The following is a 21,206-nucleotide window of genomic DNA, read 5'->3' on the forward strand; positions in this document are numbered from 1 at the left end:
AACAAGAATTCTTTTACCTGTCGATAAATATCACAATCTTTTTTATTATTTAGCTGATTGGCGCACTGAATGGCAATTTAAGAGAGATTCACTGCGCCAATCGGGCAGCACATTACTTAATCCCTTTCAAGATTACCTTCCATTCTTTTTAATAATTCATATGGACGGACCTTGAAAGCTTCGTAGGGAGCCCTATTTCCCGTCATTGCATCAATCACCCTGGGAATAAATTTGCCTCTTTTAATATAGTGAGAAACATTGGAAGAATCGAGTTTGACGAAGCGAACTTCCTTGGTTTCCTTGGATGTTTTAGGCTCACCGCCTGCATACTTCCCACGAAAAACAATTGAAACAGTATTTCCATTTGAATACACACCCGATACTCCATGCAACTCAACTTGAATGCCTGTTTCCTCTAAAATCTCCCGAACAAGTGCCGTGTCTAAAGTTTCTCCTTCATCAACGCCCCCGCCAGGAAGTTCCCACGTATCTGCTCTCCAATAAGTTTTTACTAATAAAGTTTCTTGGTTCTCGTTTGTAATATACCCACTAACCGTTATAGTCGGTTTTGTTTTTGTATATTCTCCAAATGAAGATAAATAATCTTTTCGAGTATCGATAAAAAATTCGTCTACATTCGAAATGCGGTTTTGTAATTGTTTATACATCTCATCTTTAATAACACGCTCTTCAATTTTTAAATATTCTTCATGATTTGGATACTCCCAAATAATCGTTACCTCAGCTTTCCCTTTTGTCATCCAGCGGCCGATAATTTTTGCTCCACTTTTTATTTTCATTGGAAAAATAAGTTCTTCAAAAATTTCATTGAATTCGCTTACCTTATCAGGAACAAGCAGAAAAACTTCTCTTATATAAAACATTTTTTTCCCCATTTCATTCAGTGTACAAATTAAATTACACCAGTTTACGCGTCTTAATGAAATAGGTTCCATTTGTTAGTTCAATACGTTTGAATTAGCACAAAAAACACCTCCCTGAAAATTATAGGAAGGTGTTCATTCTAAGATTTATAGACAGGGGCAGTAGGAATCGAACCCACACTGAAGGTTTTGGAGACCTTAGTTCTACCTTTAAACTATGCCCCTATAAATGGTGGAGGGGGACGGATTCGAACCGCCGAACCCTGAGGGAGCGGATTTACAGTCCGCCGCGTTTAGCCACTTCGCTACCCCTCCATTATATAATTTTAAAAAAAGTAATAGCGGCGGAGGGGATCGAACCCCCGACCTTACGGGTATGAACCGTACGCTCTAGCCAGCTGAGCTACACCGCCAAAAGCAAATATGAAAATGGTGGAGCCTAGCGGGATCGAACCGCTGACCTCCTGCGTGCAAAGCAGGCGCTCTCCCAGCTGAGCTAAGGCCCCATACATATTATAATCAGGAAAACAGAATCTGAAGTAAGCGATCCTTCGTCCCGAACGTAGTACTCAATCAAGCTAAAGCTAGTTCCCGTTAGAGAAATAATGGTGCCGAGGACCGGAATCGAACCGGTACGGTAGTCACCTACCGCAGGATTTTAAGTCCTGTGCGTCTGCCAGTTCCGCCACCCCGGCATGTTTGGAGCGGAAGACGGGATTCGAACCCGCGACCCCCACCTTGGCAAGGTGGTGTTCTACCACTGAACTACTTCCGCATTTTAATCTCTTTGATGCGGGTGAAGGGACTTGAACCCATACGGTATTACTACCACTAGAACCTGAATCTAGCGCGTCTGCCGATTCCGCCACACCCGCAATATATAATATTGCATATTGGGATTTCATTCCCTCAAAACTAGATAATACAGAAGAAGTTTAGTAAAAACGAGTTGCCATTTTACATTGATGATTGTCTAGCTCCAGCGTCCAGCAACTAGTGTCCTTCGGTCTTTTCCCTACGATAAGTCAACATCGATTCGCTAAAGCTCATCGTGTTTCCTTTAGCTAATCAGAATTTATTACTAAATTCTGAACGCATAAGTTCAACTACACCTCTGTCTGCGCCTAACGGCTTGCCAATCGGCGAGTTTACACTTATCTCAGTCAAAGCCCTCCAGGCCATACGTTGCTAACCGGCCGCTTCCGCTTTTCTGTTTGGTTAAGTCCTCGATCGATTAGTATCAGTCAGCTCCACACGTCACCGCGCTTCCACCTCTGACCTATCAACCTGATCATCTTTCAGGGATCTTACTAGCTTGACGCTATGGGAAATCTCATCTCGAGGGGGGCTTCATGCTTAGATGCTTTCAGCACTTATCCCGTCCGCACATAGCTACCCAGCGATGCCTTTGGCAAGACAACTGGTACACCAGCGGTGCGTCCATCCCGGTCCTCTCGTACTAAGGACAGCTCCTCTCAAATTTCCTGCGCCCACGACGGATAGGGACCGAACTGTCTCACGACGTTCTGAACCCAGCTCGCGTACCGCTTTAATGGGCGAACAGCCCAACCCTTGGGACCGACTACAGCCCCAGGATGCGATGAGCCGACATCGAGGTGCCAAACCTCCCCGTCGATGTGGACTCTTGGGGGAGATAAGCCTGTTATCCCCAGGGTAGCTTTTATCCGTTGAGCGATGGCCCTTCCATGCGGAACCACCGGATCACTAAGCCCGACTTTCGTCCCTGCTCGACTTGTAAGTCTCGCAGTCAAGCTCCCTTGTGCCTTTACACTCTGCGAATGATTTCCAACCATTCTGAGGGAACCTTTGGGCGCCTCCGTTACATTTTAGGAGGCGACCGCCCCAGTCAAACTGCCCACCTGACACTGTCTCCCACCCCGATGAGGGGTGCAGGTTAGAATTTCAATACAGCCAGGGTAGTATCCCACCGACGCCTCCACACAAGCTGGCGCTCATGTCTCTCAGGCTCCTACCTATCCTGTACAAGCTGTACCAAAATTCAATATCAGGCTACAGTAAAGCTCCATGGGGTCTTTCCGTCCTGTCGCGGGTAACCTGCATCTTCACAGGTACTATAATTTCACCGAGTCTCTCGTTGAGACAGTGCCCAGATCGTTACGCCTTTCGTGCGGGTCGGAACTTACCCGACAAGGAATTTCGCTACCTTAGGACCGTTATAGTTACGGCCGCCGTTTACTGGGGCTTCGATTCAGAGCTTCGCTTAGCAGCTAACCCCTCCTCTTAACCTTCCAGCACCGGGCAGGCGTCAGCCCCTATACTTCGCCTTGCGGCTTTGCAGAGACCTGTGTTTTTGCTAAACAGTCGCCTGGGCCTATTCACTGCGGCTCTTCGGGGCTATTCACCCCAAAAAGCACCCCTTCTCCCGAAGTTACGGGGTCATTTTGCCGAGTTCCTTAACGAGAGTTCTCTCGCTCACCTTAGGATTCTCTCCTCGCCTACCTGTGTCGGTTTGCGGTACGGGCACCTTTTATCTCGCTAGAGGCTTTTCTTGGCAGTGTGGAATCAGGAACTTCGGTACTATAATTCCCTCGGCATCACAGCTCAGCCTTAAGGTGAACGGATTTTCCTATTCACCAGCCTAACTGCTTACACGCACATATCCAGCAGTGCGCTTACCCTATCCTCCTGCGTCCCCCATCACTCAAACGATAAAGAGGTGGTACAGGAATATCAACCTGTTGTCCATCGCCTACGCCTTTCGGCCTCGGCTTAGGTCCCGACTAACCCTGAGCGGACGAGCCTTCCTCAGGAAACCTTAGGCATACGGTGGATGAGATTCTCACTCATCTTTCGCTACTCATACCGGCATTCTCACTTCTAAGCGCTCCACCAGTCCTTACGGTCTAGCTTCAACGCCCTTAGAACGCTCTCCTACCGCGGACACCATAAGGTGTCCACCCACAGCTTCGGTGATACGTTTAGCCCCGGTACATTTTCGGCGCAGAGTCACTCGACCAGTGAGCTATTACGCACTCTTTAAATGGTGGCTGCTTCTAAGCCAACATCCTGGTTGTCTAAGCAACTCCACATCCTTTTCCACTTAACGTATACTTTGGGACCTTAGCTGGTGGTCTGGGCTGTTTCCCTTTTGACTACGGATCTTATCACTCGCAGTCTGACTCCCACGGATAAGTCATTGGCATTCGGAGTTTGTCTGAATTCGGTAACCCGATGAGGGCCCCTAGTCCAAACAGTGCTCTACCTCCAAGACTCTAACTACGTGAGGCTAGCCCTAAAGCTATTTCGGAGAGAACCAGCTATCTCCAAGTTCGATTGGAATTTCTCCGCTACCCACACCTCATCCCCGCACTTTTCAACGTGCGTGGGTTCGGGCCTCCATCCAGTGTTACCTGGACTTCACCCTGGACATGGGTAGATCACCTGGTTTCGGGTCTACGACTACATACTATTTCGCCCTATTCAGACTCGCTTTCGCTGCGGCTCCGTCTCTTCAACTTAACCTCGCATGCAATCGTAACTCGCCGGTTCATTCTACAAAAGGCACGCCATCACCCATGAACGGGCTCTGACTACTTGTAGGCACACGGTTTCAGGATCTCTTTCACTCCCCTTCCGGGGTGCTTTTCACCTTTCCCTCACGGTACTGGTTCACTATCGGTCACTAGGGAGTATTTAGCCTTGGGAGATGGTCCTCCCTGCTTCCGACCGGATTTCACGTGTCCGGCCGTACTCAGGATCCACTCGGGAGGGAACGAAGTTTCAACTACAGGGCTTTTACCTTCTATGGCCGGCCTTTCCAGACCGCTTCATCTACCCCGTTCCTTTGTAACTCCATGTTGAGTGTCCTACAACCCCGAAAGGCAAGCCTTTCGGTTTGGGCTGTTCCCGTTTCGCTCGCCGCTACTCAGGGAATCGCGTTTGCTTTCTCTTCCTCCGGGTACTTAGATGTTTCAGTTCCCCGGGTCTGCCTTCAATACCCTATGTATTCAGGTAAAGATACTGTTCCATTACGAACAGTGGGTTTCCCCATTCGGAAATCTCCGGATCGGCGCTTACTTACAGCTCCCCGAAGCATATCGGTGTTAGTCCCGTCCTTCATCGGCTCCTAGTGCCAAGGCATTCACCGTGCGCCCTTTCTAACTTAACCTAAAAGGTTTTTACTCTTAAAAATAAGAGAGAAAAACTAAAATGGCGATTACTCGGTTCTTACTTGGTTACTTCTTCGATACAATTATCTAGTTTTCAAGGAACAAAAAAAGTTCTGAAGGATAATTCCCTCAAAACTAAACAAACAAGAAACAGTCAACTTCTTATCAGTCCATAAGGACTGCATTATCCTTAGAAAGGAGGTGATCCAGCCGCACCTTCCGATACGGCTACCTTGTTACGACTTCACCCCAATCATCTGTCCCACCTTAGGCGGCTGGCTCCTTACGGTTACCCCACCGACTTCGGGTGTTACAAACTCTCGTGGTGTGACGGGCGGTGTGTACAAGGCCCGGGAACGTATTCACCGCGGCATGCTGATCCGCGATTACTAGCGATTCCGGCTTCATGCAGGCGAGTTGCAGCCTGCAATCCGAACTGAGAATGGTTTTATGGGATTGGCTCCACCTCGCGGCTTCGCTGCCCTTTGTACCATCCATTGTAGCACGTGTGTAGCCCAGGTCATAAGGGGCATGATGATTTGACGTCATCCCCACCTTCCTCCGGTTTGTCACCGGCAGTCACCTTAGAGTGCCCAACTGAATGCTGGCAACTAAGATCAAGGGTTGCGCTCGTTGCGGGACTTAACCCAACATCTCACGACACGAGCTGACGACAACCATGCACCACCTGTCACTCTGTCCCCCGAAGGGGAAATTCCTATCTCTAGGAGTGTCAGAGGATGTCAAGACCTGGTAAGGTTCTTCGCGTTGCTTCGAATTAAACCACATGCTCCACCGCTTGTGCGGGCCCCCGTCAATTCCTTTGAGTTTCAGCCTTGCGGCCGTACTCCCCAGGCGGAGTGCTTAATGCGTTAGCTGCAGCACTAAAGGGCGGAAACCCTCTAACACTTAGCACTCATCGTTTACGGCGTGGACTACCAGGGTATCTAATCCTGTTTGCTCCCCACGCTTTCGCGCCTCAGCGTCAGTTACAGACCAGAAAGCCGCCTTCGCCACTGGTGTTCCTCCACATCTCTACGCATTTCACCGCTACACGTGGAATTCCGCTTTCCTCTTCTGCACTCAAGTCCCCCAGTTTCCAATGACCCTCCACGGTTGAGCCGTGGGCTTTCACATCAGACTTAAAGGACCGCCTGCGCGCGCTTTACGCCCAATAATTCCGGACAACGCTTGCCACCTACGTATTACCGCGGCTGCTGGCACGTAGTTAGCCGTGGCTTTCTGGTCAGGTACCGTCAAGGTACCGGCAGTTACTCCGATACTTGTTCTTCCCTGACAACAGAGCTTTACGACCCGAAGGCCTTCATCGCTCACGCGGCGTTGCTCCATCAGACTTTCGTCCATTGTGGAAGATTCCCTACTGCTGCCTCCCGTAGGAGTCTGGGCCGTGTCTCAGTCCCAGTGTGGCCGATCACCCTCTCAGGTCGGCTACGCATCGTTGCCTTGGTGAGCCGTTACCTCACCAACTAGCTAATGCGCCGCGGGCCCATCTGTAAGTGTCAGCCGAAACCGACTTTCAACCTTCCCTCATGCGAGGGAAGAAATTATCCGGTATTAGCTCCGGTTTCCCGAAGTTATCCCAGTCTTACAGGCAGGTTGCCCACGTGTTACTCACCCGTCCGCCGCTAACCACCGGGAGCAAGCTCCCTGTGATTCGCTCGACTTGCATGTATTAGGCACGCCGCCAGCGTTCGTCCTGAGCCAGGATCAAACTCTCCAATAAAGTTGAGTCGATTAGCTCAAAAATGTTACGTTGGCTTCGTTTCAAATGAAACGAATATTATTGTTTGTTGACGTTTTTGTTTGTTTAGTTTTCAAAGAACTATCTACTAATCTATCGATTAGCGGCATTTTTTATATTAACATAATGTCTTCTATTTATCAACCTACATCAAGATAATTTATGAAACAGAACTTTTCTTCCAACTATCTCGCATCAGCGACAATGATTATATTACTACTCAAATTAATGTTCGTCAACTGTTATTTTTAACTATGATAAAAGTTCATTTCAAATAGTATTTTTAAAAACGTTTAGTTTTCTTCAGCTTAGGAAAAAATACTTAAGTAATTTTTCTCAAGGAAGGGGCTGTTAACTTGAATTCCAATCCACTGAAAAAAGAAAATGATAAAGAATTCGTCGATTCTAGCGTTCAAGATCAATTAATCAATTCAACCGATTCAGATAAGACACCAGAATTTGACGAACTCGGAACACCACTTAATGAAATTTGAAATTCAAAACCCTTTGCTAGTGAAGTAGCTCTTCCTGGCAAAGGGTGTTTTTTAGGGTCCTTAACCTTGTTGTATTTCCAGCAACACAGGGCAATGATCACTTCCCATAACATGGGCGTGAATATCGGCATTTTTTATACGCTCACATAAAGTTTGCGAGACGATGAAGTAGTCGATCCGCCATCCGATATTTCTTTCCCTAACTTTATTCATGTATGACCACCACGTATAAGCTCCCTCTTTATCCGGATAGAAATGGCGGAAACTGTCGACAAATCCCGCCTCCAGAAGTGTTGACATTTTAGCGCGTTCTTCGTCTGTAAATCCCGAATTTCCTACATTTGATTTCGGATTCCTTAAATCAATTGCCATGTGGGCAACATTTAAATCGCCGCAAAAGATAACTGGTTTTATCTTATCCAGCTCTTGCAGATGCTGAAGAATCCGCTCCTCCCAATCCAAACGGTACCCTAACCTTGCTAAGTCTCTCTGGGAATTTGGTGTATATACATTGACCAAGAAAAAATCAGGGAATTCTATTGTAAGAATTCGGCCTTCATTTTCATCATCTTCCTGTCCTACTCCATATTTAACTGATAACGGTTCAGCTTTTGTAAAAACAGCCGTACCTGAATAACCTTTCTTAACGGCATAGTTCCAGTATTGATGATAGCCTTCTAACTCCAGACTAATTTGCCCTTCTTGCAATTTCGTTTCCTGAATACAAAAAATATCCGCATCCACTTCTTGAAAATATTCCAAAAAGCCTTTCTTCACACAAGCTCTAAGACCGTTCACATTCCAAGAAACTAGTTTCATTTATTGATCCTACTCCCTTATGACTTTTATTCTTTTTAATAAAGGTCATTGTATCAGCTTTAGGAGACACACGGAAAGAATTTTGTTCAGAAAATAAATGGAAAAAGGCAACGAATCGCTGCCTTTTTTAGGGGATAAATTTCTTTTCAATTAATTGATAGTCAAAAAGCTGTGATACAGGAACAATTTTGATATTCTTCTTTTTAAACTCATCCATCGACTGCAAAATTCCGTTCGAGCAGACTTTCCCAGTCACTCCAACATGGCCGATCGCAATAGCCTTTCTTTTCAACTCTGTCTTTTTTACCAGCAGGTTCATCTGTTTTCGGACATGCGCGGAGGATGTAATATCATCCAGAAAGACATCATTTTTTAATAGAGGAACACCCATTTCGGCTGCAATCTCAGGAAATTTCGATTTGCTGCTAGTGCCACTGTCAACGATATATAGATTTTTTTCTTTGGCTACCTCTACAATCGCGCGGACAATTTTTTCATTTTCCACAGCCAACGAACCCATGTGATTATTTAGCCCAACAGCATACGGAACACTCTTAACAGCCTCTAACACACGTTCTCTTACTTGCTTTGGGGATAGGTCAGCGGTAATGGGTTTAGGTCCAAGCCACGATCGTTTCCCTCTTTTCGGCTCCATCGGCAAATGAATCATGACTTCAAAGCCATTTTTATGAGCTAATTCTGCGTGTTTTTTTGAGTTATCTGTAAAAGGCATGACTGCAGCTGTAATAGGTACATCTCCTTCCAAAAAGTCACTCGCCCCTTTGATGCAGCCCCCAAAGTCATCAATAATAATGGCCGCTTTAAGCTGTTTTGCCTCTGATTCCTTTGCGATCACTTTTGTATTAATAGGCAGAACCAATAGTAAAAGGAGGAAAATCACGAATTTCTTCAATATAAAGACCCCCGTATGTGAGTTATTGAAGATATTTTCCCCTTGTTACACGTTATTAGTCCTAATGAAAAAGAGAGCTGAAAATTCAGCTCTCCCGTTAAAATTATTCTTCATCAAAAACGCGTACTTCTTTCATGGTGTCACCGTTTCTCATTGATCTTACAGCCTCAAGATCAGAAGTTACTTGCCCAAAAACAGTATGGACGCCATTTAAGTGCGGCTGTGATTCATGAACAATAAAGAATTGGCTGCCGCCAGTGTCTCTTCCCGCATGAGCCATGGAAAGTGAACCTGGTACATGCTTATGTGGATTACCTTCTGTTTCACACTTTATAGTGTAGCCGGGACCACCCATTCCTGTTCCTGTAGGGTCCCCCCCTTGAGATACGAAGCCCGGAATTACTCGGTGAAAAATAACCCCATTGTAAAAACCTGAGTTCGCAAGTTTCTCAAAGTTTTCAACTGTCCCCGGCGCTTCGTTTTGAAATAAATCAAACTCGATTTTCGCGCCATTTTCCATCAATATGTATCCTTTTTTAGCCATATATAACACTCCTTATGTAAAAAATCATCTTAATCATACACTTTTCATCAAAGAAAAGAAAGTATTGGCACATTTGCCCATTTATATTTCTTACAGGAGTGTGTTAAAATAATCTCACCCCTTCCGATCATTTCGCTTGTTGCGGGACACTTAACCACTGTACGGACGGAAGGGGCAGCCGAGACTTTGTCTCGGCTTTTTTATTTTTCTTCTTTTTCCAGCCATTGAAAAAATGCCGTTACCACTGATAAAAATAACAGATACCAAAAAAAAGTGTAAATATGCTTCCACTCCACCGTATGCTTAAACAAGCCAAGAACCTCAGCTAATTTTTCTAGAATAGGCATCAATAAGCTGACAAACAGAATTACACCCATCCTACCCCATTTATTCAACCCAGCAATCACATATAAAAAAACGGCCATCAATATCGGAAGCACCACCAGCGTAAACCCGATATTTATGGAAAAAACGGCCGCTAGCGGGCGAAACGTAAACTCATACATTCCCTTCCCTACAAAATAAAGATCCAAATAAGTCCCTATTAATGAGCCGAGCACACCGCCAGCCAACACATGCTTAAAAGTTAATCGTCTTTTTGGCAAGAGCAGCGATTTCGAGCCGTTCAAGTGTTTTACAGTATTCATCCCTTATCTCCCCGTCCATCATTTCCATATCGTCCACTAAATAATCCGCTACACGCCAGTCATCAAACCAATCCCCAAGCTCCGCTTCCGGCTGGCTAACATTTTTCCAAGCATTTTCAAGATTCGGGCTGTAAAATCTTCTCGCTCCCTTCCTAAGCCTGCAAGATTTCAGGCGAAGCGGATAAGCTATGCCGGGTGTCCCCTCATTCACATTATTAAAAAGATGCGGCCAATAATCCTTTCGCGAGCCAGTATGCGGATGCAATTTTGCCCATTCCAAAGCTTGTTTATGAAAATCTTTATTTTTAAAAAGAACGGAATATAACTTTTTCCCAAGTAAAATCCGTTCATGCAGGGATTCAAATTGATGAAGCGTCTGGCCCTTCAGTCCCCCATCCCCATATGGAAAAAGTATATGGTTGAAGGAAAGTACGTCCTGAAGGATAAATTCAAACTTATTTAACACCTCCTTCTGATAAACCGGATTTTGGACCACCCTTTTTTCCAAATAGCTTTGTTCGTTAATAACCATCGCAATACAATGAATATAGCGGTCATGATTTTTCCAGAAATGATTCCAAATCGTTTCCATGAAGGTTGAAACTTTTAAATAAGAGAGCATATAAAACAATGGTTTGCCGCGCCTTAGGCTTTCCTCATAAAGCAGAAATTGGGGATAAACATCCTGAAAAATCAGCCAATTACCCCTCTCTAAAAAAGAAAAAAATGATTTTCTTTCCTTTTTAGAAAGCAGCCTTGTTAAAAATTCCCCTTTTAAGTCGGTCATGTTGTACCCGCCGTTCCGCGATACAGTATGACCCAAAAACGCCCATTGTATATCCGGGTACCGGATATAGAAATCAAGATATGCTTTTGTCCTTGTCACATTATTAAGGTTATGTTTCGCTGTTTCGTTCTTTATATTTTCTAAAAGATTTCGTTCTCTCCCTGTTAATGGAAGCTTGACCGCTGGAGCCCCTTTGCTTTTTTTCTTTAATTCGTCCCGGATGCTTTCAAGCGGTGGTTTGTCACGATTTCTCCAAAAGAACATGGCAAATCCCCCCAATGTGAATGGTCCTTGCACAATAGGAATATGTATAGCCTAAGGAGTTTTACTTGAGAAAGGGGTGACCATGCTGGTGGATATACAAATGGGTATCGATTGGATTATTGACAGGCTTAGAAAAGACCAATCTCCTGATGGCTCCTGGGATTATCCTTTTGATACAGGAATTTCAACGGATGCTTATACCATCATTTTATTACGCACATTGGAGATACATGATGAAGAATTAATCCAAGGTCTTTGCAGACGAATTTTAAGCAAGCAGGAAAAAAACGGGGCTTGGAAGCTTTTTTATGATGAAGGAGAAGGAAATGTTTCGGCTACGCTAGATGCGTACTACGCCCTCCTATTTTCCGGTTATTATTCAAAAGAAGACAAGAATTTGCGGGAAGCTAAAAAATTCATTTTGGCACATGGCGGTCTAAAAGAAGTTAGTACTTATACCAAAATTATGCTAGCTCTAACTGGCCAATACAGGTGGCCTTCGTTTTCACCACTGCCGATTGAAGTTATTCTTTTGCCGACTAACTTCCCGATAAATTTCTATTCCTTTTCTGTGTTTGGGCGTGCTAATTTGACACCGATAATGATTCTTGCCTCCAAGAAGTTATCGATAAAAGCTAAAAATGCCCCCGACTTATCCGACCTGCACATCCACCGGGAGGGAGACGAACAATGGATTCGCTCGGATGAATGGCGCTCGTTGTTATCCTTGATCGAAGAGGGAGTGGAGAATTTAATTGGTATCCCCGAAGAGCTCAAAAAATTAGCACTTGAACGAGCAAAAAAATACATGCTGGACAGGATTGAACCGGACGGAACATTTTTAAGTTACTACAGCAGTACATTTTTAATGATTTTCGCCCTTCTCTCGCTGGGCTACAAAAAAACGGACCCAATTATTACAAAAGCAATCGAGGGACTAAAGTCCATGAAATGTGAAATAAACGGGTTCCCACATATGCAATATACCACCGCCACTGTTTGGAATACATCCTTAATCGGCTTTGCCTTGCAGTCTGCAGGAATATCATCGGAAGACTCCATGGTTGCAGAAGCAAACCGTTACCTGTTAAGCAGGCAGCAGCATAAATTTGGCGATTGGGTGATTCATAATCCCAACAGCTTGCCTGGAGGATGGGGCTTTTCAAATATAAATACAATCCTGCCGGATGTGGATGACACTACTGCCTCCCTTAGATCACTTTCAAGAATTGCCTCCTCTGAAAAAGCAACTTGGGAGAGGGGAATCAGCTGGACCTTGTCGATGCAAAATGACGACGGCGGCTGGCCAGCCTTTGAGAGAAAAACCGATTCAAATTTGTTAAAATTATTGCCGTTAGAAAAAGGCGAGTTTTTGTTAAAGGACCCGACATGTGCCGATCTAACTGGAAGAACATTAGAGTTCTTTGGTAATTATACAAATCTGCCTAAAAATCACACTGTCATAAAAAAAGGCATCAACTGGCTTTGGAAAGACCAAAGGCGAGACGGCTCCTGGTATGGCCGCTGGGGAATTTGCTATACGTACGGAACCTGGGCAGCTATCACCGGATTACTGGCAGTTGACGTACCAGAAAGGGACCAACGTATTCAAAAAGCAGCAGACTGGTTAAAAACCATTCAGAATCCGGATGGCGGGTGGGGAGAGTCCTGTCACAGCGATTACCAAAAGACTTACATTCCACTCAAATCCAGTACCCTTACACATACCGCATGGGCACTTGATGCCTTAATTACGCTTGCCCCTAAACCAACTGCCGTCATCCAAAAAGGGATGGCTTATCTATTAGAATCGTTAGATAAAGACGACTGGACAACAGAATATCCAAAAGGACAGGGAATGGGCGGAGCCTTCTATATCCATTACCACAGCTACCGGTACATCTTTCCGCTTATCGCCCTAAGGCACTATCAAAAAAAATACCAATGATTAGATTCGACGGACTCATAGAGCCGTCGTTTTATTTTACGACTAGCCTGACAAGCTCCCGATAAATCTCCACCATCTCATCGAGCTTCATTCTGACCAATCCGCTTGTGTTCGGGGCAACAAAGTCTACCGTCCCCGGCACAATGGCCTCCTCCTGTATCCCCCATGGTGCTGTTTTCAGGCCGCTGTATTCCAGATATACGCCTTTTCCAACATAACAAACAATTTGAGGCTTCAGTCTTTCAATCTTTTGTTTTAAAATTTCCCTGCCTTCTTTGAATTCTTCCTTCGTAATTTCAGCGGCAGCTTTTGTCGGCCTTGCCACTATATTTGTAATACCCATTCCTAATTCAAGCAATAAATCACCTTCCGATGGGTCCAATTTTCTTTGTGTCAAGCCTGCTTCATGAAGGATTTTCCAAAAACGGTTGCTGGGCCCTGCAAAATGATGGCCCGTTTCACTTGAGCGGACCCCGGGATTAAAACCGACGAATAAAACAGCTAAATTTTCCTTTATTCGATCTTTGACTGGTTTCATAATCATAGCCCTTTCTTAAAAACCAAATTATTATTTTATCATAGCCTTTTCAGTTTCCTTTCAGACAAACTTCATCTTATACAAATTATTTAATTTTGGATATATCAATCTTGCGAATCGAGGTAATGATGCTAATCAACAACCCGATAATCGTGACTATGACCAAAGAATACAAGAATTTTGGATCCTTTAATAACAGCAGGCCTGAAATAATAATCATTCCATCGATGGTTAAGGCAATCAACCCCACATTCACCTTTGACCATTTGGAAATAATCAGAGCAAGCAGGTCGATTCCGCCGGGACTTATATGATTTCTTAGCATTACGCCTACACCGATCCCGATTATAATGGCCCCAAGAATGATACTGCTTAAGATAGGCATATGAAATACGCCGCCGAGCGGCAGCCAAAATTGAATCATTACCCCTGAAACAATAGCACCAATTAATCCATCAATAAAAAAGTTTGGTTCATACTTAATCGCAAACAAGTAAACCGGGATATTCAAAAGAATAAATATGATTCCCGGGTTTAGGTCCCAAAGATAATTGGCCAACAGACTAACTCCAAAAAATCCGCCATTGATTAAATGAAAGGGGAGGATAAACCCGTTAATGCCAATTCCAATCATCGACGTTCCAAAGCCAATTATGGCCCATTTTTTCAGCATCTCGTCATCCCTTGTCCAAGTTCTTTATTACCACTTATATGTTATAAAAACGGACTTCATTCATAGGGATTCCGTATGTAAAAAAACAAGAGCCGACGTTCATAATGGCTCTTACATTTAAAACGTTGAATATACACTTTCACATTCTTCCGCGGATGGCTGATAAAAACAATGGGCCTGCCTTATATCTTTAAACAAACGGCTGATCATACATGTTATGTTGACAGCTGCAACAATAGAAAGCTTTTTAATGGAGATACTTTTTACCAGAATTAAATCTTCGCCGATAAACAAACTTCCTTAAATCCCTTTCTTTAAGGTTTCCATCATATATCAAAAACAGCAGTGATTGAAACTCTGGATACCGTTTCATGACAAAAAGAGCGAACTCCTTCCGTTCGCCCTTTAATTTTGCTAAAAACTCTTGGTCTTGTTTAATTTCATTAAGCTGAATTTCAAAATAAGCTTTTGTATCCTCCCACTTTTCAATCCTTTTCTCCAAAATGTCGCGGGCATATACAGGTAATTTTTCAATCACAAGGTCAATATAGCCTTCAGACCACATCAGCATTTTATCCTTCTCAGGGAGTTCAAAAACCAAATTCAGCAGCTCAATATCATCCACAAAATCGCCTGTTGCATATTTTCCAATTCGGTTCACCATATCACCTCATATTTGAAGTTATTGGTTTTATTTTTTCTAAATCTATTCGCTATTATTATTCGTCAACTTGGCAGTTAACGTTTTCTGTTTTCCATCACGATATATTTCAAATTTAATCTCATCGCCAACTTTAACCTTAGAGTAAAGATATTTTCTTAAATCAGATGAATTAGCAATTGCTGTACCGTTCATGGAAACAATCACATCCTTTGGCTGGAAACCTGCCTTGCCTGCGGCTGAATTTGGATCAATATTCATGACCAAAACCCCTTTGGTGATATTCTCAGGAAGACTTTGCCAATACATTTGCGAAACTTGATCTAAGTCTGCCAGTCCAACCCCTAAATAGGGACGTACGATTTTTCCATTTTGAATAAGTTGATTAACGATTGGAATAACATCATTGCTTGGGATGGCAAATCCCAGACCTTCCACACCATTTTCGGAAATTTTCATGCTATTAATGCCAACGACCAACCCCTGAGAATTGATTAGCGCACCTCCGCTGTTCCCAGGATTAATCGCTGCATCTGTCTGGATGACATTGGTTTCCCAGTCACCCGCTGATGTCGAAACTGGAATACTTCTATTCGTGGCACTGACAATTCCCTGGGTTACAGTCCTGGAAAGCTCTAGCCCCAATGGATTTCCGATTGCATAAACCTGGTCGCCGGGACGGAGGGTTGATGAGTCGCCAAATTGAACTGTAGTCGTAACATTTTTAGCGTCTATTTTTAAAACTGCAAGGTCAGTCAAGGCATCTGTGCCGACAACCTCTGCTGTCGTTTTTTCACCATTGTATAAAGAAACCTCCAGCTTCGAAGCACCCTCTACTACATGGTTATTGGTAACAATGTAGGCAAAATCACCTTTTTTTTGAAAAAGAACCCCTGAGCCCGATCCAGATTCTACACTTTGGGATGAATTTGAACTACGGAAAAACGGATCATTTTGCTGCTGGTAATTGACAATTCCGACAATCGCCTTTGAGACCTGCTCCACTGTATCAGCAATAGAAGCAGAATCTGAAGTGGACTTTGTTGACACCGGTCTAACCGTTGAAGTCGTACTTTTGGCTGCCTGTGAACTGCTGGTGTCCTGATTTGCCGCTGCAGGATAATAGTTCTGGAAGTAATCAGTATGCGGCAGGACTGCTAATGTCAATGCAGATCCGACCACTCCTGCCGCTACTGTCGAAACAAATCCTTTTACAAAACCTTTTTTTGGTTTACTTTTAACAGGAGGAGCGGTCCTCATTTGCTCCGTTTCAGGCTGGATTCTTGTCACTTCATTCGAATCGTTTTGAGTTTGATTGATTTCATTCGGATCTCTGAATTCCATCTTAATCTTCTCCTTTAAGTATGTTAACTTCTTATCTTGTCTTTACTATACCTGACAAATTTTAAGAAATTATTAACAAACTTTAACGGCTTTTAGAAATTATTATGAAAAAAGCCGCGGGAGCAATTTTCCCGCGACGTTTATTTTGGAAAACGAATAATAAATTTTGTCCCTTTCCCTTTTTCACTTGCAACGTTTATTTCACCATTATGGAGAAGGACCAACTGTTTTACAATGGAAAGGCCAAGCCCAAATTCCCCATAAGGGTTGCTGGTTCTGGAAATATCAGCTTTGTAGAAGCGGCGCCAGATTTTTTCCACTTCAGCAGGATCAATCCCAATTCCGGTATCCTCCACCTCTATAACAACGCTGTCAGGCTCTTCCCTTCCGCGAAGCCAGATGGTTCCCTCTCTTGTAAATTGAATACTATTTTTTGTTATATTAATTAAGATTTGAATAAGCCGGTCGTAATCGGCTTTTACGTAAACTTCCGGTGCCGACTCGACAATGATTTGATTGTTTTTTTCTTCCGCCTGAAGACTTAATTGCTCCTGTATTATCTCAAGAACTTCCAAAAGCTCAATTTCTTCCTTCATTAACTGTATCTGGTTGGAACGGATTTTTTCAAAATCGAGATTTTCATTGACGAGACGGATCAGCCTTTTTGCCTCTTGACTGACTAGGTTTATGCCTCTCTCTTTATCCTCTTCAGAAATCATATTGTTTTTTAGCCCTTCAATCACACCGCTGATGGTCGTCAGCGGTGTCCTCATCTCATGAGAAACATCCGCCATAAATTGACGCCGGCGGTTTTCCAAGCTTTCAATCTCGGCCATAGAGGTATTGATTTTATCAACCATGTGATTAAAATCATTTGCTAATTCCCCGATTTCATCATAATTCGAGGATTGAACATGGACATTGTAGTCACCTTTAGACACTTGGGAAGTTGCCTCCCGGAGCCTTCGAATCCTTTTTACATGAATTCTTGATAAGTACCAGCTTTGAAGAAAGGATACGCCAAAGGCAATCAAAATAGTATACAATAAAATTTTATTAATTTCCTGAATCATTTCGAGGGAACCGCTAATTGGTGAAGTGAGCAGGATTCCCCCGTAGAATTTCCCGTTTTCCAAATAGGGTAAAACGACAAATGTTACGCCATCCTGGTCAAATCTTTTATAATCGCTTTGAACAATAATCGTCTTACCCTTTTTTAGGCTTTCCCAATCCTCCCGGGGCAGGTATTTAATTTCTGGCCCTCGATTAGAAACTAAATACAATTTGCCATCCCGATCAAATAAACTAAAACTTATTTTCCGGGCGGGTAAAACAGAACTATATTTATTAAGCACAATTTCGGTTGCATACGGATTTTCTTTAATATCCGACAAAATAGCTTTGCCATAGGAAATTAGTTCATCCGCCTTGTTCCTATAAACAAGGTTTTCAAGATAATGGGCAAATAATAAACTTAATAGTAAAAACGCTACAATAATAATGCTGATATGGCTGCTAAACTGTTGATAAAAGTAACGGAACTTAGTCTGTTTTAAGCGCGTCATCGAACTTATACCCTACTCCCCAAACAGTATGGAAGAATGGCTGCTCCGAAGTTTCCACCTTTTTCCGCAACCTTTTGATATGCACATCAACGGTTCGTTCATCTCCATAAAACTGATACCCCCAGACCCTTTCAAGCAGCTGCTCCCGTGAAAAAACCTGGCGAGGATGCTCCGCCATATAGAAAAGCAAATCAAACTCCTTGGGGGTCAAATTGGTTATCGGAGTCCCGTCAACCATTACTTCTCTAGTTGTTTTGTTGATTTTAAAATGGTCTGTTTCCAATACCCCTTCGTTATCTTTTGGTGCCTGAACCTGAACACGCCGGGTTACTGCCTTAATCCGGGCCATCAGGGTCAGCGGGCTGAACGGCTTAGTTACATAGTCATCCGCTCCCATTTCAAGGCCAAGAACCTGGTCTGACTCGCTGTCCTTTGCTGTTAGCATAATGATGGGGACAGTATTTTTTTCTTCTCTGATCTTTCGGCATATGGTGACCCCATCCATGCCGGGCAGCATCCAATCAACAATCAAAGCATCCCATGTGCCATTCTTGAATTGGTTGTATCCCTCTAATCCATCATTGACAAATACTCCTTCAATTCCCTCTTTTGCAAAAAACATTTCAATCATTGAACAAACACTTTTATTATCCTCGATCACTAATATTTTCACTAATGCTCAACTCCCAGAGTTAGAAACTTGATACTATTAGTGTAAACAAATTTGCAAACATAGCAAACCTTCAGTGTTATTCTTCCCTTTTAATTAATACATTGTTCATATTCTGTTAATATTTTCATAGAAAAAGAGGCCTTGAGTGACTCAGAGGGCCTCCTTAATAAACTCTTATTTCCCTTTAAATACCGGTTTTCTCTTTTCTTTAAATGCTGTAGTTCCTTCTTTATGGTCCTCTGATTCAACCATAATCATTTGGGTTAAACGCTCTAGCTCAAGAATCTCTTCCAGCGATGAATTAAACGCTTTATCAACCAGTTTCTTCTGTTTTCCATATGACAATCCTGGACCATTCGCTAATTTTAAAGCTAATTTAGTTGTTTCTTCTTGAAGCTTCTCAGCAGGAACAAGATAATTGATGACGCCTAATTGATAAAGCCGTTCGGCCGGAATTGGCTCTGCTGTAAAGAAGAATTGCTTTGCTAAATGCGGACCAACCAATCTAGGAAGGAAATAAGAACCGCCTCCATCAGAAATCAGCCCGACCTGGGAAAAGCTGAGGGCATATTTACTGTCCTCGGCTGCGACTATTAGATCACAGGCTAGAGCCAAATTAAAGCCTGCACCCGCTGCAAAGCCGTGAACCGCGGCAATTATCGGCTTTTCAACATCCTTCATTAATAAAATAAGTTCATTCAGTTTGCCAATATGTTCATAAACTTGAACGCCTGACCTTCCCTGTCCCATCCCTTTCACGTCACCGCCGGCACAGAAGGAACGGCCGGATCCAGATAGGACAATTGCTTGGATATCGTCATCATTTTGCGCGTTTCTGAGAGCTTCCTTCAATCCTAAAATCATTTCCGGGCTAAAGGCATTGAGGCTTTCCGGGCGGTTCAAGGTCAGTGATAAAACAGGTCCTAATTTTTCTACTAATAAATGTTCTTGCGCCATTATAATCTCCCTTTCCATTTAAAAATTTTAAGGTTTATAAAATTATTTAATCAGCCAGCCGCCATCCACTAGTAAATCAGAACCGGTCATATAGGAGGCATCGCTGGATGCTGCAAACGTTATGACACTTGCAATTTCCTCAGGAGTTCCCACTCTCGCCATTGCCGTATTTTTTTCAATGGCACGGACAAAACGTTCGTTTTGCAAGCCACGTTCGGTCAACGGGGTCTCGACAAACCCTGGCGAAACGGAGTTCACGCGGATTCCGTATTTAGAAAAATCCAACGCCAATGATCTTGTAAAATTAATCACTGCCGCTTTAGCTGCACTATAGTGAGGAATTTCCGCCCCAGCCTGGTGTCCCGATAAAGAGGCAATATTGACAATCGCACGATTGTGCTCGGAACGCTGTGCGCCCTCAATCATGATTTTCCCCATAGCTTTAGAGACAAGGAATACGCTCTTTAAATTCACATTTTGAACATAGTCCCAATCTGCTTCTGACATGTCTAATATTCTGTTGTGTCGTGACCCTCCTGCATTATTAACAAGAATGTGGAGATCACCATAATGCTGCTGGACATATTCTGCCAGCTCCTCGACATCTTCGGCATCCGTACAATCTGCCGGAAAAATTTCAGCCCTTGGAATTTTACTTTGGCGATTTATTTCTTCAGCCGTTTCTTCCAATTTTCTTTTTGTCCTGCCCACCAAAATGACCTTTGCCCCTTCACTTGCAAGCTTAATGGCAGCGGCTTTTCCTATTCCGCTACCGGCCCCGGTCACTAACGCAACGGTATCTAAAAACCTCATCCATTATCCCCCCTGATCTCCTTAAGTTTTAGACAGTGCAAGCTGTCTCGATTATTACTTTTCCATTTTTCAAAATTGGTACTATCGATGTAATCCCTTTAGAAACCGCGAGTTTCAAATCTGGATGTTGATCATATTTTTCTAGTAGTTTGCCAACATAGGAGTTTACGAATATTTCATATCCAGCATGTTCCTGGCCGCGGTAAAAATACATGGCAGCCTTTGCTGCATCAGTTAGCTCATGTTGGCCTGCTCTTGCCAAACAATCAATTAGATGCCCTGAACCATAAAAGTCTTCTAAGCTGAGCTCTCCGGAATTTCCGGAACATATGATAAGAATGGTCTGCTCTTCCCCAACATTCGCCAACGATTCGGCAACCGCAGGATTATTTAAAATCGATGCTACATAAACCATCTTGGCGGAAGCAGCCTTTCTTAAAGCAACTGTACCATTTGTGGTAGATAAAATGAGCGTCTTGCCTCTGACATTCTCCCTGATTAAGGTTGGACTAGGATATAAAAAGCCTTCAATTGGTTTCGCGTCCAGTTCACCAGCAAGAAGACAGGTACCGGGCATGAAATTTTCAGCTAAATCACTAGCTTCTGAGCTGTTTAGAACCGGTATAACTTCCTTTGCTCCATCCTTTAAAGCTGATACAATGGTTGTCGTGGCTAAAAGAATGTCTAAAACAACTGCCACTTTATTTCCTTCTAAAATTTTCTCCTCACTAACATCTTCCTTCTTCACAAGAAGGTGAATTTTGGCCAT

17 protein-coding genes, 7 tRNA genes and 2 rRNA genes are annotated in these 21,206 nt (G+C 43.5%); 2 read left to right on the forward strand and 24 right to left on the reverse strand.

Annotated features, from left to right (window positions below; genetic code table 11):
• Positions 1 to 116 precede the first annotated feature (116 nt).
• The 10 genes from QNN06_RS21155 to QNN06_RS21200 form a co-directional block, all read right to left on the reverse strand.
• A complete protein-coding gene (locus QNN06_RS21155; RefSeq protein ID WP_213120992.1) occupies positions 117 to 884 on the reverse strand; it encodes an NUDIX domain-containing protein in 768 nt (255 codons plus the stop codon).
• Positions 885 to 1,038: 154 nt separating this feature from the next.
• Positions 1,039 to 1,109: transfer RNA gene (locus QNN06_RS21160), tRNA-Trp, on the reverse strand.
• Between the two features lie 5 nt (positions 1,110 to 1,114).
• A tRNA-Tyr gene (locus QNN06_RS21165) sits at positions 1,115 to 1,199 on the reverse strand.
• Positions 1,200 to 1,223: 24 nt separating this feature from the next.
• Positions 1,224 to 1,297 (reverse strand) — tRNA-Met (locus QNN06_RS21170).
• 17 nt (positions 1,298 to 1,314) lie between these two features.
• A tRNA-Ala gene (locus tag QNN06_RS21175) sits at positions 1,315 to 1,390 on the reverse strand.
• 100 nt (positions 1,391 to 1,490) lie between these two features.
• Positions 1,491 to 1,579 (reverse strand) — tRNA-Leu (locus QNN06_RS21180).
• Between the two features lie 5 nt (positions 1,580 to 1,584).
• Positions 1,585 to 1,659 (reverse strand) — tRNA-Gly (locus QNN06_RS21185).
• A gap of 16 nt (positions 1,660 to 1,675) precedes the next feature.
• Positions 1,676 to 1,759: transfer RNA gene (locus QNN06_RS21190), tRNA-Leu, on the reverse strand.
• Positions 1,760 to 2,098: 339 nt separating this feature from the next.
• Positions 2,099 to 5,034 (reverse strand): 23S ribosomal RNA (locus QNN06_RS21195).
• A 195-nt stretch (positions 5,035 to 5,229) separates the two neighbouring features.
• Positions 5,230 to 6,779 (reverse strand): 16S ribosomal RNA (locus tag QNN06_RS21200).
• Together the 16S and 23S rRNA genes with 7 tRNA genes alongside form the textbook arrangement of a ribosomal RNA operon.
• Positions 6,780 to 7,153: 374 nt before the next feature.
• On the opposite strand from QNN06_RS21200, the gene QNN06_RS21205 reads away from it, so the two are divergent.
• Positions 7,154 to 7,291: a hypothetical protein gene (locus QNN06_RS21205; protein WP_213120634.1), complete on the forward strand. Its 138-nt coding sequence runs from the start codon at positions 7,154 to 7,156 to the stop codon at positions 7,289 to 7,291.
• A gap of 60 nt (positions 7,292 to 7,351) precedes the next feature.
• Here QNN06_RS21205 and QNN06_RS21210 read toward each other — a convergent pair whose 3' ends face one another.
• The 5 genes from QNN06_RS21210 to QNN06_RS21230 form a co-directional block, all read right to left on the reverse strand.
• Positions 7,352 to 8,110: an exodeoxyribonuclease III gene (locus QNN06_RS21210; protein WP_213120633.1), complete on the reverse strand. Its 759-nt coding sequence runs from the start codon at positions 8,108 to 8,110 to the stop codon at positions 7,352 to 7,354.
• Positions 8,111 to 8,237: 127 nt separating this feature from the next.
• Positions 8,238 to 9,023: a divergent polysaccharide deacetylase family protein gene (locus QNN06_RS21215; protein WP_213120632.1), complete on the reverse strand. Its 786-nt coding sequence runs from the start codon at positions 9,021 to 9,023 to the stop codon at positions 8,238 to 8,240.
• Between the two features lie 103 nt (positions 9,024 to 9,126).
• Positions 9,127 to 9,567, reverse strand: coding sequence for a peptidylprolyl isomerase (locus QNN06_RS21220; RefSeq protein WP_213120631.1), 441 nt, complete (start codon positions 9,565 to 9,567; stop codon positions 9,127 to 9,129).
• Positions 9,568 to 9,767: 200 nt separating this feature from the next.
• The gene (locus tag QNN06_RS21225; protein WP_249366915.1) at positions 9,768 to 10,214 is read right to left on the reverse strand and encodes a CBO0543 family protein; all 447 of its coding nucleotides are present in this window, start codon (positions 10,212 to 10,214) and stop codon (positions 9,768 to 9,770) included.
• Positions 10,147 to 11,265 (reverse strand): DUF2515 domain-containing protein, encoded by a 1,119-nt coding sequence (locus QNN06_RS21230; RefSeq protein ID WP_284035912.1) that lies wholly within the window; start codon positions 11,263 to 11,265, stop codon positions 10,147 to 10,149. The genes QNN06_RS21225 and QNN06_RS21230 overlap by 68 nt, the downstream gene beginning before the upstream one ends.
• A 100-nt stretch (positions 11,266 to 11,365) precedes the next feature.
• Between QNN06_RS21230 and QNN06_RS21235 the strand changes: the two genes are divergently transcribed.
• Positions 11,366 to 13,213 carry a terpene cyclase/mutase family protein gene (locus tag QNN06_RS21235; RefSeq protein ID WP_249366913.1) on the forward strand — a complete coding sequence of 616 codons (1,848 nt, stop codon included), beginning with the start codon at positions 11,366 to 11,368 and terminating at the stop codon, positions 13,211 to 13,213.
• Between the two features lie 31 nt (positions 13,214 to 13,244).
• Here the strand turns inward: QNN06_RS21235 and mug are convergent, their stop codons facing one another.
• The 9 genes from mug to QNN06_RS21285 all read right to left on the reverse strand — a co-directional run bounded on the left by mug (position 13,245) and on the right by QNN06_RS21285 (position 21,206).
• A complete protein-coding gene (mug, locus tag QNN06_RS21240) occupies positions 13,245 to 13,751 on the reverse strand; it encodes a G/U mismatch-specific DNA glycosylase (RefSeq protein ID WP_213120628.1) in 507 nt (168 codons plus the stop codon).
• An 85-nt stretch (positions 13,752 to 13,836) separates the two neighbouring features.
• On the reverse strand, positions 13,837 to 14,424 hold the full coding sequence (locus QNN06_RS21245; RefSeq protein ID WP_213120627.1) for a YitT family protein: 588 nt from the start codon (positions 14,422 to 14,424) through the stop codon (positions 13,837 to 13,839).
• 247 nt (positions 14,425 to 14,671) lie between these two features.
• Complete coding sequence (locus tag QNN06_RS21255; protein ID WP_213120626.1) at positions 14,672 to 15,085, reverse strand: hypothetical protein; 414 nt, start codon at positions 15,083 to 15,085, stop codon at positions 14,672 to 14,674.
• Positions 15,086 to 15,130: 45 nt separating this feature from the next.
• Positions 15,131 to 16,429 (reverse strand): S1C family serine protease, encoded by a 1,299-nt coding sequence (locus QNN06_RS21260; protein WP_213120625.1) that lies wholly within the window; start codon positions 16,427 to 16,429, stop codon positions 15,131 to 15,133.
• Between the two features lie 140 nt (positions 16,430 to 16,569).
• Positions 16,570 to 17,994, reverse strand: coding sequence for an ATP-binding protein (locus QNN06_RS21265; RefSeq protein ID WP_284035913.1), 1,425 nt, complete (start codon positions 17,992 to 17,994; stop codon positions 16,570 to 16,572).
• A complete protein-coding gene (locus tag QNN06_RS21270) occupies positions 17,972 to 18,667 on the reverse strand; it encodes a response regulator transcription factor (protein WP_213120623.1) in 696 nt (231 codons plus the stop codon). Before QNN06_RS21270 ends, QNN06_RS21265 begins: the two co-directional genes overlap by 23 nt.
• 174 nt (positions 18,668 to 18,841) lie before the next feature.
• Positions 18,842 to 19,624, reverse strand: coding sequence for an enoyl-CoA hydratase/isomerase family protein (locus QNN06_RS21275; protein ID WP_213120622.1), 783 nt, complete (start codon positions 19,622 to 19,624; stop codon positions 18,842 to 18,844).
• Positions 19,625 to 19,666: 42 nt separating this feature from the next.
• Positions 19,667 to 20,437: an SDR family NAD(P)-dependent oxidoreductase gene (locus QNN06_RS21280; RefSeq protein WP_213120621.1), complete on the reverse strand. Its 771-nt coding sequence runs from the start codon at positions 20,435 to 20,437 to the stop codon at positions 19,667 to 19,669.
• A 28-nt stretch (positions 20,438 to 20,465) separates the two neighbouring features.
• Positions 20,466 to 21,206 (reverse strand): 2-phosphosulfolactate phosphatase, encoded by a 741-nt coding sequence (locus tag QNN06_RS21285; protein WP_284035914.1) that lies wholly within the window; start codon positions 21,204 to 21,206, stop codon positions 20,466 to 20,468.

Source organism: Neobacillus sp. 114, from assembly GCF_030127045.1.
In the GTDB taxonomy this organism is placed as follows: Bacteria; Bacillota; Bacilli; order Bacillales; family Cytobacillaceae; genus Neobacillus; species Neobacillus rhizophilus.